This is a genomic window from Kitasatospora humi (assembly GCF_020907985.1).
In the GTDB taxonomy this organism is placed as follows: domain Bacteria; phylum Actinomycetota; class Actinomycetes; order Streptomycetales; family Streptomycetaceae; genus Kitasatospora; species Kitasatospora humi.
The window spans coordinates 81,348-94,999 of record NZ_JAJJPA010000021.1 but is presented as its reverse complement, the minus strand read 5'-3'; the positions used below and the strand labels follow the sequence as shown (position 1 = coordinate 94,999).

The 13,652-nt window shown below is 71.1% G+C and carries 11 protein-coding genes and 1 pseudogene; 5 read left to right on the top strand and 7 right to left on the bottom strand.

Going from position 1 to position 13,652, the window contains the following annotated elements; all coding sequences use genetic code 11:
- Positions 1-126: 126 nt before the first annotated feature.
- Positions 127-1,005, bottom strand: a complete 879-nt coding sequence (locus LN042_RS20705) for an EamA family transporter (RefSeq protein WP_230052771.1) — start codon at positions 1,003-1,005, stop codon at positions 127-129.
- Between the two features lie 294 nt (positions 1,006-1,299).
- Positions 1,300-2,550, bottom strand: a complete 1,251-nt coding sequence (locus tag LN042_RS20700) for an FAD-dependent monooxygenase (protein ID WP_230052770.1) — start codon at positions 2,548-2,550, stop codon at positions 1,300-1,302.
- A 145-nt stretch (positions 2,551-2,695) separates the two neighbouring features.
- On the opposite strand from LN042_RS20700, the pseudogene LN042_RS20695 reads away from it, so the two are divergent.
- A pseudogene (locus LN042_RS20695) lies at positions 2,696-3,529 on the top strand (methyltransferase domain-containing protein).
- 104 nt (positions 3,530-3,633) lie between these two features.
- Here LN042_RS20695 and LN042_RS20690 read toward each other — a convergent pair.
- Positions 3,634-4,101 carry an SRPBCC family protein gene (locus LN042_RS20690; protein ID WP_230052769.1) on the bottom strand — a complete coding sequence of 156 codons (468 nt, stop codon included), beginning with the start codon at positions 4,099-4,101 and terminating at the stop codon, positions 3,634-3,636.
- A 225-nt stretch (positions 4,102-4,326) separates the two neighbouring features.
- Positions 4,327-5,004, bottom strand: a complete 678-nt coding sequence (locus LN042_RS20685) for a TetR/AcrR family transcriptional regulator (protein ID WP_230052768.1) — start codon at positions 5,002-5,004, stop codon at positions 4,327-4,329.
- 365 nt (positions 5,005-5,369) lie between these two features.
- Here LN042_RS20685 and LN042_RS20680 point away from each other — a divergent pair, with 365 nt between their 5' ends.
- A complete protein-coding gene (locus LN042_RS20680) occupies positions 5,370-5,969 on the top strand; it encodes an NADPH-dependent FMN reductase (RefSeq protein ID WP_230052767.1) in 600 nt (199 codons plus the stop codon).
- A gap of 127 nt (positions 5,970-6,096) precedes the next feature.
- On the opposite strand, the gene LN042_RS20675 is transcribed toward LN042_RS20680, so the two are convergent.
- Positions 6,097-7,530: an amino acid permease gene (locus tag LN042_RS20675; protein WP_230052766.1), complete on the bottom strand. Its 1,434-nt coding sequence runs from the start codon at positions 7,528-7,530 to the stop codon at positions 6,097-6,099.
- A 336-nt stretch (positions 7,531-7,866) separates the two neighbouring features.
- Complete coding sequence (locus LN042_RS20670) at positions 7,867-8,058, bottom strand: hypothetical protein (RefSeq protein WP_230052765.1); 192 nt, start codon at positions 8,056-8,058, stop codon at positions 7,867-7,869.
- Between the two features lie 593 nt (positions 8,059-8,651).
- Here LN042_RS20670 and LN042_RS20665 point away from each other — a divergent pair.
- The gene (locus LN042_RS20665; protein ID WP_230052764.1) at positions 8,652-9,245 is read left to right on the top strand and encodes an HhH-GPD-type base excision DNA repair protein; all 594 of its coding nucleotides are present in this window, start codon (positions 8,652-8,654) and stop codon (positions 9,243-9,245) included.
- Positions 9,246-9,305: 60 nt separating this feature from the next.
- On the opposite strand, the gene LN042_RS20660 is transcribed toward LN042_RS20665, so the two are convergent.
- Positions 9,306-12,065: a lectin gene (locus tag LN042_RS20660; RefSeq protein WP_230052763.1), complete on the bottom strand. Its 2,760-nt coding sequence runs from the start codon at positions 12,063-12,065 to the stop codon at positions 9,306-9,308.
- Between the two features lie 253 nt (positions 12,066-12,318).
- Here LN042_RS20660 and LN042_RS20655 point away from each other — a divergent pair, with 253 nt between their 5' ends.
- Positions 12,319-12,615 (top strand): type II toxin-antitoxin system VapB family antitoxin, encoded by a 297-nt coding sequence (locus LN042_RS20655; RefSeq protein WP_101380881.1) that lies wholly within the window; start codon positions 12,319-12,321, stop codon positions 12,613-12,615.
- Positions 12,616-12,920: 305 nt separating this feature from the next.
- Positions 12,921-13,640 carry a LytR C-terminal domain-containing protein gene (locus LN042_RS20650; protein WP_230052762.1) on the top strand — a complete coding sequence of 240 codons (720 nt, stop codon included), beginning with the start codon at positions 12,921-12,923 and terminating at the stop codon, positions 13,638-13,640.
- The last annotated feature ends 12 nt before the right edge of the window (positions 13,641-13,652 follow it).

The following is a 13,652-nucleotide window of genomic DNA, read 5'->3' as shown; positions in this document are numbered from 1 at the left end:
TCCAGCCCCTGCGAACGTCCAGTCCGGCCGGACATCCAGCACGACCCCACCGGACATCCAGCCCGACCCCAGCTCGACCCCAGCCCGGCCCGGTCAACTGGCCACGCAGGCAACCCAAGTGCCCGGTCAGGTCGCGAAGTAGCTCAGGCAGCAGGCACCCGTGGCTATCGCCGCGCAGGCTCCCAGTCGCGCGGCGGTCAGCCTCTCCCCCAGGAACCGCCACCCGATCAGCGCCGCGAACACCACGCTGGTCTCGCGCAGCGCCGAGACCGGGCCCAGCGGACTGAGCCGGTACGCCCACAACACGATGGCATAGGTGGCCAGTTGGCCAGCACCGGCCAGTGTCGCCACCCGCGCCTCGGAGGCCCTGCCCCGCACCACCAACCGCCCCCGGGCCACCAGGTAGACCACCGGCACCAATGTCCCGTACACCACGAAGATCCACGCCGTGTAGGAGATCGAGTTGCCCGTCAGACGCACACCCACCCCGTCGAGCACCGTATAGGTGGCGATGACGGCACCAGTGGCGAACGCCGGCATCAGCGCCTTGGCACCGCCGTTCTGCTGGCCGAGCACCATCGCCATGATCCCGAAGGACACCAGGCCGATCCCCAGCAGCGAGGGCAACCCCGGGCGCTCCCCGGCGAAGACGGCCGCCCCCAGACTGACCAGCAGCGGCACACTCCCCCGGATCACGGGATACACCGAGCCGAGATCGGCCACCCGGTAGCAGAGCAGCAGGAAGAGCGTGTAGATCACCTGCACCGCCGCCGAGACCAGCAGATACGGCCAGGCGGCCGACGGCGGCAAGGGCATAGCGATCGCGAATGGCAGGCCGATCACCGTCGATACGAAGCTCATCACCGTGACCAGCCACAGCCGGTCGGCCTGCGTTCGCAGCAGCGCATTCCAGGTCGCGTGCAGCATCGCTGCACAAAGCACCAGTCCTGCAACGCTAAGTGACATCGCCAACTTCCGGTCCGGAACAAGGCTGCCGGGCAGCACCGTTGACGGCTCTTTCGAGAGCCCCACCGAACTGAACCCTATGCACTCACATGCCAAACAGTCGAGAGTTGGCTAGACAACTTTTCAATTTCCGACGCGCCGTGACGAACATCCGCCCGCCAGAGCCGGATGCTTCTCCAGCCGCCCCGCCACCGTCGGCGCCATCGGCGCGATTGGCTGCACCGCCGCCATCGGCTCCGCCGGCGCCACCGCCCCCGAGGCGCGCGCCAGCGCCCCCGTGACGCGCGCCACCCCTCCGCCCCGCCCCGTGTGCGTCCCCTGCCCCCGTGCTGCTCAGACCGCGGTGCGCACGCTCCTCGGCGTCAACGACGCCCGCTTGTTCAGCTGCTCCACCTCCGCACCGGTCGCCCGGCGGTAGTCGGCCGTCACCGCACTGGGGGCACCACCGGCGCTCAGCATGGTCCGGTTGGCCTCGACCACGGCAGCGGTGGCGGCGGCCCTCTCCTGCTCGTAGGTGGTCAACGCAGCACGGACACCGTCCAGTTGTCCATCGCGAGGTTCGCCCCCACCGCCCGCCAAGTAATAGGTCAGCACCCGGGCGTCGACGATCGCCTGCGAGGCGCCGTTGGCACCGACGGGGTACATCGGGTGCGCCGCGTCGCCGAGGAGGGTGACCCGTTCGGCACCCCAAGCCGGCAGTGGGTCGCGGTCGACCATCGGGAACCGCAGGATCGGTCCGCCACTTCCGATCAGCGCGGGCAGGTCGAGCCAGTGATCCCGCCAGCCGTCGAACTGCGCCAGACGGCCCAGCAGTTCGGCCGGATCGGCGGGACTGTTCCAGTCCGCCTGGCCGGTCAGCGGCCCGGGCTCGGCCATGGGCACCTGGAAGACCCAGTTGACCAGCGCCCGCCCCCGCTCGGCCGCCCGCTGGGAGATGGGGTAGGCGAGGAAGGACAGGCCCCCGGCTCCCTGCGCGATCACCATCGAGCGGCCCGTCAGGAACGGTGCGGCCTCGGCCGTCCCCCGGTACATCCGCACCCCCGACCAGAGCATCGGCCCTTCAGCCGGATGCAGTCGGGCGCGCACCGCCGAGTGCAGTCCGTCGGCTCCCACCAGCAGGTCGGCGGTCAACTCGGAGCGTGCGCCGGAGTCCCGGTCCACCACCTGGACGCGCACCGCATCGGACTCGACGGTGAAGTCGACCACCCGGGTGCTGGTTCGCACCGCCGCCCCGCCCAGCCGCTCCCGTACCGCCGCCAACAGCAGGAGCTGCAACTCGCCCCGGTGGATCGAGTACTGCGGCCAGTGGTACCCGGCCGCCGCACCACGCGGCTCGCGGAACAAGATGCCGCCGTGCTCGTCCGTGTAGACGTGCTCAGCGGTGGCGATGCCGGTCGCGGCCAGCGCCTCGCCGAGCCCCAGCTCGATCAACTCCCTCACCGCGTGCGGCTGCAGGTTGATGCCGACGCCGAGCGGGCGGATCTCACGCACGCTCTCCAGTACGGTCACCTCGATCCCCGCCTCCGCCAGGCTGAGTGCCGCGGTAAGTCCACCGATCCCCGCTCCTGCGATCAGCACCTTCATCAGCTTCCACCCTCTCGGCTTGCTCGTTCCGGCTCTGACCACCAGCCTGCGGGGTCGCGAATCATACGTCCAAGAGCTGGTTTGTCTCATCCTCAGAAGCACCCGTTATGGCATGCCTCAAAGCCGGGCGATCACAGCCAGCCTGATGGCATGCTCTGATGTCTTGGGCGGCGGGAACGAGCGGAGCTTCGAGGAACTGGTCGCCGAGGCTGAGCAAGTGCCGTTGGAGGGCTGGGACTTCTCCTGGCTGGACGGGCGCGCCACCGAGCAGCGCCCGTCCTGGGGTCACCAGCGGCTCCTGGGCAAGCGGATGGCGCAGGTCAATGCGGCGCTGGACCTGCAGACCGGCGGCGGCGAACTGCTGGCCGGCCTACCGGAACTGGCGCCGCTCACGGTGGCCACCGAGGGCTGGCCACCAAAACGTGGCCAAGGCGACATCGCTGCTCCACCCTCCCCCGGTCCCCGGCCGGGAGCACCCCCGCGGCGCCGCCGTGGTGGTGGCCGTCGCCGAACCGCCGCTGCCGTTCGGCGAGAACGCCTTCAACCTGGTGTGCAGCCGCCATCCGGTGACGACCTGGTGGGCGGAGATCGCCCGGGTACTGCGGCCCGGCGGCAGCCTATTTCTCCCAACAGGTCGGCCCGGCCGACGTCTTCGAACCGGTCGAATACTTCCACGGCCCGCTGCCCGCCGCGGTCATGCAGGCCCGGGATCCCGAGCGAGCACGGCGCGAAGCCGAGGCAGTAGGCCTGGAGGTGGTCGACCTGCGGTTGGAGAAGCTGCGCACCGAGTTCCTGAGTTCCTGGACATCGGCGCCGTGCTCTACTTCCTGCGCAAGGTGATCTGGATGGTTCCGGGCTTCACGGCCGACCAGTAATGGGACCGCTACCCGAGTTGGACCAGCAGATCCGCCGGGACGGTCCGTTCACCGCCGCCACCACCCGCTTCCTGATCGAAGCCCGCAAGCCTGCGAGCCGCTGACGGTGGTCCGCCGCGCGGCTCAGGAGCCCTACCCGCAGGGCGGCCACGACGCGGTCGCCGACGCGATCCCGTACCTGGAGCCGAACGCCCTGCTACCAGCAATCTCAGCTTCCACTGCCGTACCTCAACGAGCCTGGGGTGGTGAGCAGTTCGCCGGTTTCCAGCCAGGTCTTCAGCCCTGAGAGGATCATCGGCCAACCGCCGTAGAGCTCGTCGTTGGCCCCCTCAAGCAGGTGGTCATGGACGACGAGCAGACGGCAGGAGTCATCGCTGACCGGTTCGATCTCCCAGGTGACCCGGGAGATGCCCTCCCGCTTCACCTCGTCGCTCCACAGCGCCTGCATGCTCTGCACGAGCCGACGCGGCGGATCGACCTCCAGGATCTCGCCCTCGCCCAGCGGCATCGGGCTGCCATCACGGGCGGTGGCGCTCATCTCATAGCGAGCGCCCGGGGTGTAGTCCGAGCTGACCCGCGCCCCGAAGTTGTACTTGGCACGGATATCGGGATCGATGATCGCCTGCCAGAGGCGCTCGGGCGTGGTGCGGATGTAGATCTCGAAGACCTTCTCCATCGGACTCTCCAGTCGATGCCCAGGTCGCTGAGCCGAGCGGCCCCCAAGGAGGGTGACCACCAGGCCGCCTCTCCCCATGGTCACATGTCAACGGACCCCATCGCCGCTCCGCACGCCCCGAACGCCCCCACCCCCACCGCCACCGCGACGCCCGCCCCAACCCCAACCCCACCCCAATCCCAACCCCAGCACCAGCACCAGCACCAGCACCAGCACGAACAGCCATCACCCGTCCTGGAATCCCGCCCCCGCCAGCCGGGCCGCCACCCCGTCCAGCAGTAGCTCCAAGCCGAGCTCGAACTGCCACAGCGCATCGTCCTTCCGCCGTTGGGTCAGCAGGCTCCGGTTGTAGAGCGGGTAGCGGCCGGTACTCATCAGGTACGTCATCTGCGGTGCCAGGCCGCTGCGCAGCTCCTCCCCGCTCCCCCAGTTCTGCTCCGCCATCAGCTCGCGGAGCAGAATCTCGTTCCCCGCCATCCCACGCGCATAGGTGGCCACCGAGCGGGTGATCGCCAGCGCGGTGTCGGCATCCAGCCCGAGCCCGTCCAGCACCGCGAGCCCCCGCTCGGTGATCGCCAGCCGGTTCGGGGTCAGGGCCAGCGCCCCCTCGCCCCCGGCGATCCGGACCAGCCACGGGTGGTCGAGCAGCAGCTCGCGATTGCGCAGCGCGAGCAGCCGCAACGCCTCGCGCCAGCCGAGCTCCACCTCGGGCAGCTCCAGCTCCCCGTGCACCAGGTCGACCATCAGGTCCAGCAACTCGCTCTTGCCGGAGACGTACCGGTAAGCCGCCATCGGGGCGACGCCCAGCTCGGCGGCGAGTCGGCGCATGGTGATCGCGTCCAACCCCTCCGCATCGGCAACGGCCACAGCCGCGACGGCGATCCGTTCCGGCGTCAGCGCCACCCGGGCAGCCGGCGCTGGTCGCGCGACCCTTTCCCAAAGCGAGACCGGCCGCTCCTCGGCACCGCCGGGACGTGCTGCTTCCTTACGCGGACTCACAACCGACCTCCTCGATCCCCTCAGTGCCCTCGACGCCACCGGCACCCGCACCGGGCTTGCTGTCCTCGCCGGCCTCACCGGCCCACCGGCTCACCGACCGGACTCACCGGCTCACCGACCTCGCCGGCTCGGCCCAATCGACCGCGGCTGCCAACGGCTCGCAGGCACTGCCGTCGCGTACAGCGTATCCGCCGTAGACAACGTACACACCACCCGTGTACGTTGTATCTCGATCGATACGACGTACACGCCATCGAGGGGGACCCATCATGAGCGCGCCCACGACCACGCCGCTGCGCATTGCGATCATCACCGGAAGCACCCGGGACGGGCGGTTCGGCCCGACCGTGGCCGAGTGGATCCGGCGCCAGGCCGCCGAGCGCCCGGAGCTGGAGCTGGACCTGATCGATCTCGTCGAGACGCCGCTGCCCACAACCTTCCCGGCGTTCGGCCAGTCCCTGCCCGACGCGGACGCCGCGCTGCTCGCCGCCGTGAAGCCCCGGATCGCCGCAGCAGACGCCTTCATCGTGGTCACGCCGGAGTACAACCACAGCTTCCCGGCGCCGCTGAAGAACGCCATCGACTGGCACAACGGCGAGTGGCACGCCAAGCCGGTGGGCTTCGTCAGCTACGGCGGCATCTCCGGCGGCCTGCGCGCCGTCGAGCAGCTGCGCCTGGTCTTCGCCGAGCTGCACGCGGTCGGCATCCGCGAGACCGTCAGCTTCGCGTCGGCCTGGGAGAAGTTCGACGCCGAGGGCGAGGCCGTCGACCCGGCCGCCGCCGGCGCGGCCAAGTCGATGCTGGACCAGCTGACCTGGTGGGCGCTGGCCCTGAAGGAGGCGAAGGCGATCCGCCCGTACGGGAGCTGACTGTTTGGCCGGCTCACGCACGAGCGGTTCGAGAAGCGACGGCCCCCAGAACACGCGCCAACCCGCGCGCGCCAGGCCACGCCTCGCAGAACGCTCTCCCGGACGCGCCTGCCCTGCCCTGCCCGCCCTACTGGGCCTGCTCCGCCTGGTCGGCGACGACGGCCTTTCGGCGGCGCTGCACCACCTGCGCGGCGATCAGCACCACCGCGGCGGCCACCAGCGAGAGGATCATCTGCACCCGGCCGTCGTGGGTGGTGAACATGTAGATCACCACGAAGGCGATCAGACCGATCGCCACCCAGGTCAGGTAGGGGAAGAGCCACATCCGCACGCTCAGCCGTTCCGGCGTCTCGCGCTCGATGATCCGCCGCATCCGCAGCTGCGAGAAGCAGATCACCAACCAGACGAAGAGGGCCACCGCGCCCGAGGAGTTCAGCAGGAACTGGAAGACGGTGTTGGGCGAGGTGTAGTTGAAGAACACTGCGATGAAGCCGAAGACCACCGACGCCAGGATCGCGGTCCGCGGCACGCCCCGGCCGGTGACCCGGGCGAAGGCGGCCGGCGCGTCCCCGCGTCGGCCGAGCGAGAAGGCCATCCGGGACGCCGTGTAGAGGCCGGAGTTGAGGCAGGAGAGCACGGCGGTCAAAACGATGACGTTCATCACCTGGGCCGCCCCGGGGATGCCGACGTGCTCCAGCACCGCCACGTAGGGACTGCTCTTGACCGAGGCGGAGTTCCACGGCAGCAGGGTGACCACGATGAAGATCGAGCCGAGGTAGAAGACGCCGATCCGCCAGATCACGCTGTTGGTGGCCTTGGTGACGGCCTTCTCCGGGTCCTCGGACTCGCCCGCCGCCAGCGTGACGATCTCGCTGCCCATGAAGGCGAAGACCACGGTGAGCATGCCGGTGAAGATCGCCCCGACGCCGTGCGGCAGGAACCCGCCGTGGCCGACCAGGTTGGCGGTGCCGACGGCGTGGGTGCCGGGCATCAGACCGAACATGGCCAGCACGCCGATCACGATGAAGGCGGCGATCGCCACCACCTTGATCCCGGCGAACCAGAACTCGAACTCACCGTAGGACGAGACGGAGAACAGGTTGGTCCCGGTGAGCACCGCCATCACCAGCAGGGCGAACGCCCACTGCGGCACGGCGGGTAGCCAGCCGTTGAGGATCTTGGCGCCGGCCGTGGCCTCCACCGCCAGCACGACCACCCAGAAGAACCAGTACAACCAGCCGATGGTGAAACCGGCCCAGCGGCCCAGTGCCCGGTCCGCGTACGCGGAGAACGAGCCGCTCTGCGGGTCGGCCGCGGCCATCTCCCCGAGCATCCGCATCACCAGGACCACCAGCACGCCGGCCAGCGCATAGGACAGCAGGATGCCCGGGCCGGTGGCGGCGATGCCGGCGCCGGAGCCCACGAACAGGCCGGCGCCGATCACCCCACCGATGGCGATCATGGACAAATGGCGGTTCTTCAGTCCGGCCTTCAGCTGCTGGCCCGGGATCCCACCGGACTCGGCCGTGGCCGCTGAGCGCTTCGGGGTGTCCGTGCTCATGGTTACTGCCTCTCCTGCGCGGCGGGCGTTCGGCCACGCAACGGCAGGAAACGTAACCCGGAAATGTCATAAACAGAAAGCCTCTGTGAGCAATCCCCCCCGTTTATTGAGGATCATCTGAGGATACTGCTAAGTAGATATCGAGATTATGACAATTCCCACACGGCGGCCTGAGATCCCTGACACTTTGATCAGCAGTCCGCTGCATCCAAGATCAGCGGTCCGCCGCATGGCTCGACCAGCCGTCCGCCGCATGGCTCGACCAGCCGTCCGCCGCATGGCTCGACCAGCCGTCCGCCGCATGGCTCGACCAGCCGTCCGCTGCGGAGCGGCCGGTCACCACGGCCACGACCGCGACGTCAGCGGCTGGCCGCCGGCTGCCGACCGCCGGCTGTGCTGCTCCTCCCACGCCGCCCGCAGCCGGTCGACGGCGACCTCCAGGGTCTCCGGAGCCTGCGCACAGCCGAGCCGCAGGCCGCCCGGATGGCGGCCGTCCGCGCAGGCCGTGGCGCCGGGGGTGGTCAGCACCCCGAACCGGGCGGCGGCCAGGTGGGCGAAGGTGGTGCTGTCGGCGACCGGTGACCAGGACCAGAGCGCCGGCCCGGCCGGTGACGGCTGCGCCCGCCAGCCGGGCAGCTGGTCAGCGAGCAGGCGCAGCAGCAGCTCCCGGCGCTCCGCCTGGGCCCGTCCAGTTCCCGGTACCAGCTCGGATCGGCGGCGGCCAGCAGTTCCCGGGCCGGCAGCTGCGCGGGCACGGACGGGGCGAGGTCGGCCGGCCCCGGCAACCGCGGCAACCGCTCGTGCCGCGGAGCGGGATCCCGCAGCCGGCCGATCCGCAGCCCGGCCCAGAACGTGGTCGACAGCGTTCCCACCGCCAGCTCCCCTCATCGAGCGCGGCCAGCGGCACCTCGCCGCCGGCGGACACCTGGGAGAGGTCCTCGACCAGCACCGCGCACCCCCGCCCACAGGCGCACCGGAAAGCACCGCCCACACGAGCCCCTCGCAACACCGGGCACCCCCACCCACAGGCCCCCCACAGCCCCCGGCGGTCCCGATCTCGCGAGGCCCAACCGACCGGCACGCCGAGTTGCCCGCCACCGACCGGCCGCCATCATGGGGGCATGGCCGTCACGCTTCGTCTCGCGCAGCAGGCTGATGCCGATGCGCTGCTCAGCCGCAGTCCGCTCGCCCTGATGATCGGGATGCTGCTGGACCAGCAGGTGCCCATGGAGCTGGCGTTCACCGGGCCGTACACGGTCGCGCAGCGGATGGGGGTGGCGGAGCCGGACGCGGCGGCGATCGCGAGCTGGGACCCGGAGGAGTTCGCGGCGCTGTTCGCCGCGAAGCCCGCCGTCCACCGGTATCCGGGCTCGATGGCGGGCCGGGTGCAGCAGCTGTGCCGGTTCCTGGTGGAGCGGTACGGCGGCCGGGCCGAGGCGGTGTGGCAGGACGCGCCGAGCGGGGCGGAGCTGCTGCGCCGGTTGAACGAGCTGCCCGGGTTCGGGGCGCAGAAGTCGCAGATCTTCCTCGCGCTGCTGGGCAAGCAGCTCGGGGTGCGGCCGCCGGGGTGGCGGGAGGCGGCCGGCCCGTACGGCGAGGAGGGCAGCCACCGCTCGGTCGCGGACATCACCGGCGCCGAGACACTGCTCCAGGTCCGGGCCCACAAGCAGCAGCTGAAGCGAGCCGCCAGGGCGAAGAAACAGGCCGGGTCCTGACACGGGGGCCAGGACCCGGCGGTTGCCGTCAGTCGCTCAGTGGCTCAGTGGCTCAGTGGCTCAGTGGCTCAGCAACTCCCAGCGCTGGGCGCCGGTGCCGTTGCAGTCCCACAGCTGCACCGTGGTGCCGCTGTCGGTGCGGCTCTGCGGGTCGTCCAGGCAGCGGCCGGACGGCGGGTTGTACAGGGAGCCGTCGGAGCGCGGCCACCACTGCTGGGCGCCGGTGCCGTTGCAGGTCCAGGCCTGCACGGCGGTGCCGGCGGCGGTGCCGGAGTGGTCGACGTCCAGGCACTTGCCGACCGCCCGCAGGGTGCCGTCGCCCGCCATGGTCCACTGCTGGGCGTCGGTCCCGTTGCAGTCCCACAGCTGGACGGCGGGGCCGGTGCTGTGGTCGACGTCCAGGCACTTGCCGTCAAGGCCGGTGATCGGTCCGCTGACCGGCTTGGCCGGTCCGACGTCGAAGGAGGGCGGGGCGTCCTTCGGGTCGTGGCCCCAGGTCGGATCCGCGGTGGTGCCCAGGTCGAAGTCGAGGGAGCCGCCCCGGTGGACCAGTTCGGCGCCCACCCACGGACGGGTGCTGGAGTGGCCGTTGACCCGCAGGCCGTGCACGTAGCGGGCGTCGGTCGAGGCGTTCTGCGCCCGGAGGTTGATGCTGGCGCCGTTGCCCCGGGTGATGGTGGTGTCCGTGAAGAGCGGACTGCCCAGCGCCAGCTCGGCCCGGCCCGGGACCATCGGGTAGAGGCCGACCATGCCCCAGACCGCCCAGGAGCTCAGCTCGCCGAGGTCGTCGTTGCCGACCTCGCCGTTGGGGGTGTCGCCGAACAGCGTGGTGACCGCGCGGCGCACCACGTCGTCGGTCCGGTCCGGACGGCCGGCGTAGTCGTAGGCCCAGGGAGCGTTGAGGCTGGGCTCGTTGCCCAGGAAGGCGTAGGGCTGTCCCGGACCGGCGCTGAGCTGCTGGAAGAAGTTGTCCAGCCGGCCGGTCACGGCTTCGTTGCCGCCCATCGCGTCGAACAGTCCGCGCTGGTTGTACGGAACCATCCAGGTGTACTGGGCGCCGTTGCCCTCCGCGAAGCCGTCGCCGGAGGCCGGGTCGAAGGTCGACCAGGTGTGGTCGGCGGTGCGCGGCTGGACGTACTTGTTGTCGGCGTTGAAGACGTTGCGCCAGTTGGCCGAGGCCCGCAGCAGGGCGTCATGGTTCTCGCGGTCGCCGAGCCGCTGGGCGAGCTGGCTGAGCGCGAAGTCGGCGGTGGCGTACTCCAGGGTGCCGGAGGCCGGTCCCCACTCGCCCGGCGTGTTGACCGGCAGGAAGCCCTCGCTGTCGTAGGCCGCGTGGCCGGGCCGCTCCCGGTCGTTGCTCCGGCCTTCCAGGGCCCGGTTCAGCAGGGCCTCGGCGTCGAAGTCGGTACCGCCGAAGGCGTGGATCTCGGCGGCGATCATCGGCAGCGGATCGCCGATCATCACACCGGTGCCGCCGTTGGCCAGCGTCCACCGGTCGAAGTAGCCGGCCTGGGCGCCCTGGTGGAGCACCGACTCGGCGATGTCGGAGGCCTCCTTGGGCGCCAGCAGCGCGAGCAGCTGGATCTGCGAGCGGTAGACGTCCCAGCCCGAGAAGTCGGAGTACTGGACCCTGCCGGCCGGGTTCTGGTGCACCTGGCCGTCCATGCCGGGGTACTGGCCGTTCACGTCGCTGAGCACGCAGGGGGCCAGCAGCGAGTGGTAGAGCGCGGTGTAGAAGGTGCGCTTCTGCTGGGCGGTGCCGCCGCTGACCGCGATCCGGCCCAGCATGTCGTTCCAGCGCGTCCGGGCGCCGTCGCGCACCCGCTCGAAGGCGGCGCCGGCCTGCTCGTGCTCCAGGTTGGCCTCGGCGCCCTCGGCGCTGGTGAAGGAGATGCCGACCCGGGCGGTCACCGTGCTGCCCGGCGCGAACGTGACCATGGCCTGGGCGGACGAGCCGGCGGCCGGTGCGTCGGGGTGGACCGGCTGCGCCGGCTGCCGCGTGCGCTGGGCCTGGGCCTGGGCCTCGGCGGTGCGGGGCGGCTGCGGGGCGATGCCCTCGCTCTCACCGGTGGCGGTGTGCCGGGAGGTGTCCAGCTGGCCGTCGCGCACGGTCCCGGCCTCGGCGAACGGCCGGTCGAAGTGCGCCGTGAAGTAGATCCGGTAGCGGTTGCCCGTGCCGCAGAAGCCGCCGCCGTCGGTGTAGCCGGAGATGGTGTCGGTGCCGACCGTCACCGAGCCGGAGGCCTTGTTGAAGCCGCGCCCGGCGTCCACCAGCAGCGAGGCGGTCTGCCCGGCCGGGTAGCTGAACCGCGCCATCCCGGAGCGCTGGGTGGCGGTCAGCTCGGTGCGCAGCCCGTTGTCGAAGGTGACGGCGTAGCTGCCGGGTGCGGCGCTCTCGCGGTCGTGCGAGAAGGTCTCGTGGGCCACCGGCGTGTCGCCCAGGAACGGCAGGAACGGGATGTTCCCGTAGTCGCCGCAGCCCGCGCCCGAGATGTGCGTCAGGCTGAAGCCGCGGATCCGCTGGTCGTCGTAGTAGTAGCCGCCGTGCTGGTAGGTCACGGTGTCGGGGCTCCACTGCATCATGCCGAGCGGGGCGGTGGCACCGGGGAAGGTGTCGCCGGCGCCGCCGCCGGTGCCGTAGTCGATGCCGCCCGGCTTGGTCCCGACGAACGGATTGACGTACTGCGCGGGGTCGCTGACGGTGGTCTGATGGCTGGCGGCTCGGTGCGCGACGGCCGGCGGGGCGGCTCCGGCGACCAGCAGAGCGGCGGCCACGGCGAGCGGGGCCCGGGCCGCGGCGAAGAACTGACGGTCTCTCATCCGTTCATCGTCAAGCCGCCGGTCTGGCGCCCGGCGCTGCGACAGGCCCCGGTCACCCGGACGTGTGAGCCCGTCTGCGCCTGCCAGGTCTAGACCAACGCCGGAGCGGGGACCGGTGGACCGGGGGTCGGGGTCGGGATCTCCGGCGGATTTCCCGGGGCCGGCGGGCACCTCCGGCACCCGCGTGGCCGAGACCACTTCCCGGGCCGCGCGTTTGCTGCACCAGTCGCGCCGGTGCGGGTAGGCTTTCCGTGTGATCTTCAAGCGCATCGGCAACGGGCGGCCGTACCCGGATCACGGCCGGACCAGCACCCGTCAGTGGGCGGACGTCGCCCCTCGTCCGGTGCGACTCGACCAGTTGGTGACCACCAAGGGCCAGTTGGACCTGGAGACCCTGCTGGCCGAGGACTCCACGTTCTACGGCGACCTGTTCGCCCACGTGGTCAAATGGCACGGCGACCTGTACCTGGAGGACGGGCTGCACCGCGCGGTGCGGGCCGCGCTGCAGCAGCGCCAGGTGCTGCACGCCCGGGTGCTGGAACTCGACTGACGGTTCCCGCACGCCGGCGCGTTCCGCCCGCAACGTTGGCGGGCCCCCGTGCGTTGTCACGTTCGTGGGCCCGGGATTCCGCTCGGGCCTGGCCGCCGAATGATCGTCAGTACACCCTTTCGAGTGCCCGGGTGCCGCCAAAGGATGATCATTTATTACCTTCATCCGAGGAACCGGACTAGGCTGCTGACCACGGTCGCCCGGTACTGCGGCCCCGGCGCCCAGCGCTGCGGCCGATCGCACGCGACGCGCCCGCCACCCATCGGCAAGGCTGCCCTTCCACCAAGGGGAGACAGACTGTGAGCATGTTGACTCCCCACGGCATGAAGGGGAAGCAGTTCCGGATCACTGGCACCAGCTACCCGCGGCTCGGACCACCGCCGCGGCGCGGGCGCAAGGTGCTGATGCTGGTGGGCTCACTGCTCGCACTCGCGCTGATCGCCCTCGGTGGAGTCCAGCTGGTGAACATCTTCACCGGCAAGGCCAAGCACGGCCTCGCCCAGGCCTGCGCCAGCGCCCACGCCTCCGGCAAGCCGCTGGCCGCCCCCGCCTCGGGCGCCTCCTCCGCCTCACCCGCCGCCTCCGCCTCGCCCGCCGCCTCCGGCTCCCCCGGCGCGCTCGGCACCCCGCTGCCGTCCGTGACCGCGGTCCCGCAGCCCCAGACCGTCACGGTCAACGTGCTCAACGCCACCGACAAGAACGGGCTGGCGGCGCGCACCGCCGACGAGCTGAAGAAGCGCGGCTTCACCGTGGGCAAGGTCGGCAACGCGCCGGGCCCGCTGCAGAACAAGGTGCCCGGCACCGCCGAGGTGGTCGGCGGCCAGTCCGGGGCCGGGGCTGCGGCGCTGCTCGGCGCCCAGGTCGCCGGGGCCGCCACGATGAACGACGGCCGCAGCGACGGCAGCGTGGACCTGGTGATCGGCGCCGGCTTCTCCCAGCTGCTCGACCAGAACGCGGCGGCCACCGCACTGGCCGCCGCCATCAAGCCGTCGCCGAGCCCCTCCCCGCGGCCGAGCAGCTGCTGAGCCGCCCCCGCG

Coding starts and splice junctions, on each gene's coding strand:
- LN042_RS20660 (WP_230052763.1), bottom strand. CDS start 12,065: ATGAGAGACCGTCAGTTCTTCGCCGCGGCCCGGGCCCCGCTCGCCGTG.
- LN042_RS20690 (WP_230052769.1), bottom strand. CDS start 4,101: ATGGAGAAGGTCTTCGAGATCTACATCCGCACCACGCCCGAGCGCCTC.
- LN042_RS20700 (WP_230052770.1), bottom strand. CDS start 2,550: ATGAAGGTGCTGATCGCAGGAGCGGGGATCGGTGGACTTACCGCGGCA.
- LN042_RS20675 (WP_230052766.1), bottom strand. CDS start 7,530: ATGAGCACGGACACCCCGAAGCGCTCAGCGGCCACGGCCGAGTCCGGT.
- LN042_RS20680 (WP_230052767.1), top strand. CDS start 5,370: ATGAGCGCGCCCACGACCACGCCGCTGCGCATTGCGATCATCACCGGA.
- LN042_RS20650 (WP_230052762.1), top strand. CDS start 12,921: ATGTTGACTCCCCACGGCATGAAGGGGAAGCAGTTCCGGATCACTGGC.
- LN042_RS20665 (WP_230052764.1), top strand. CDS start 8,652: ATGGCCGTCACGCTTCGTCTCGCGCAGCAGGCTGATGCCGATGCGCTG.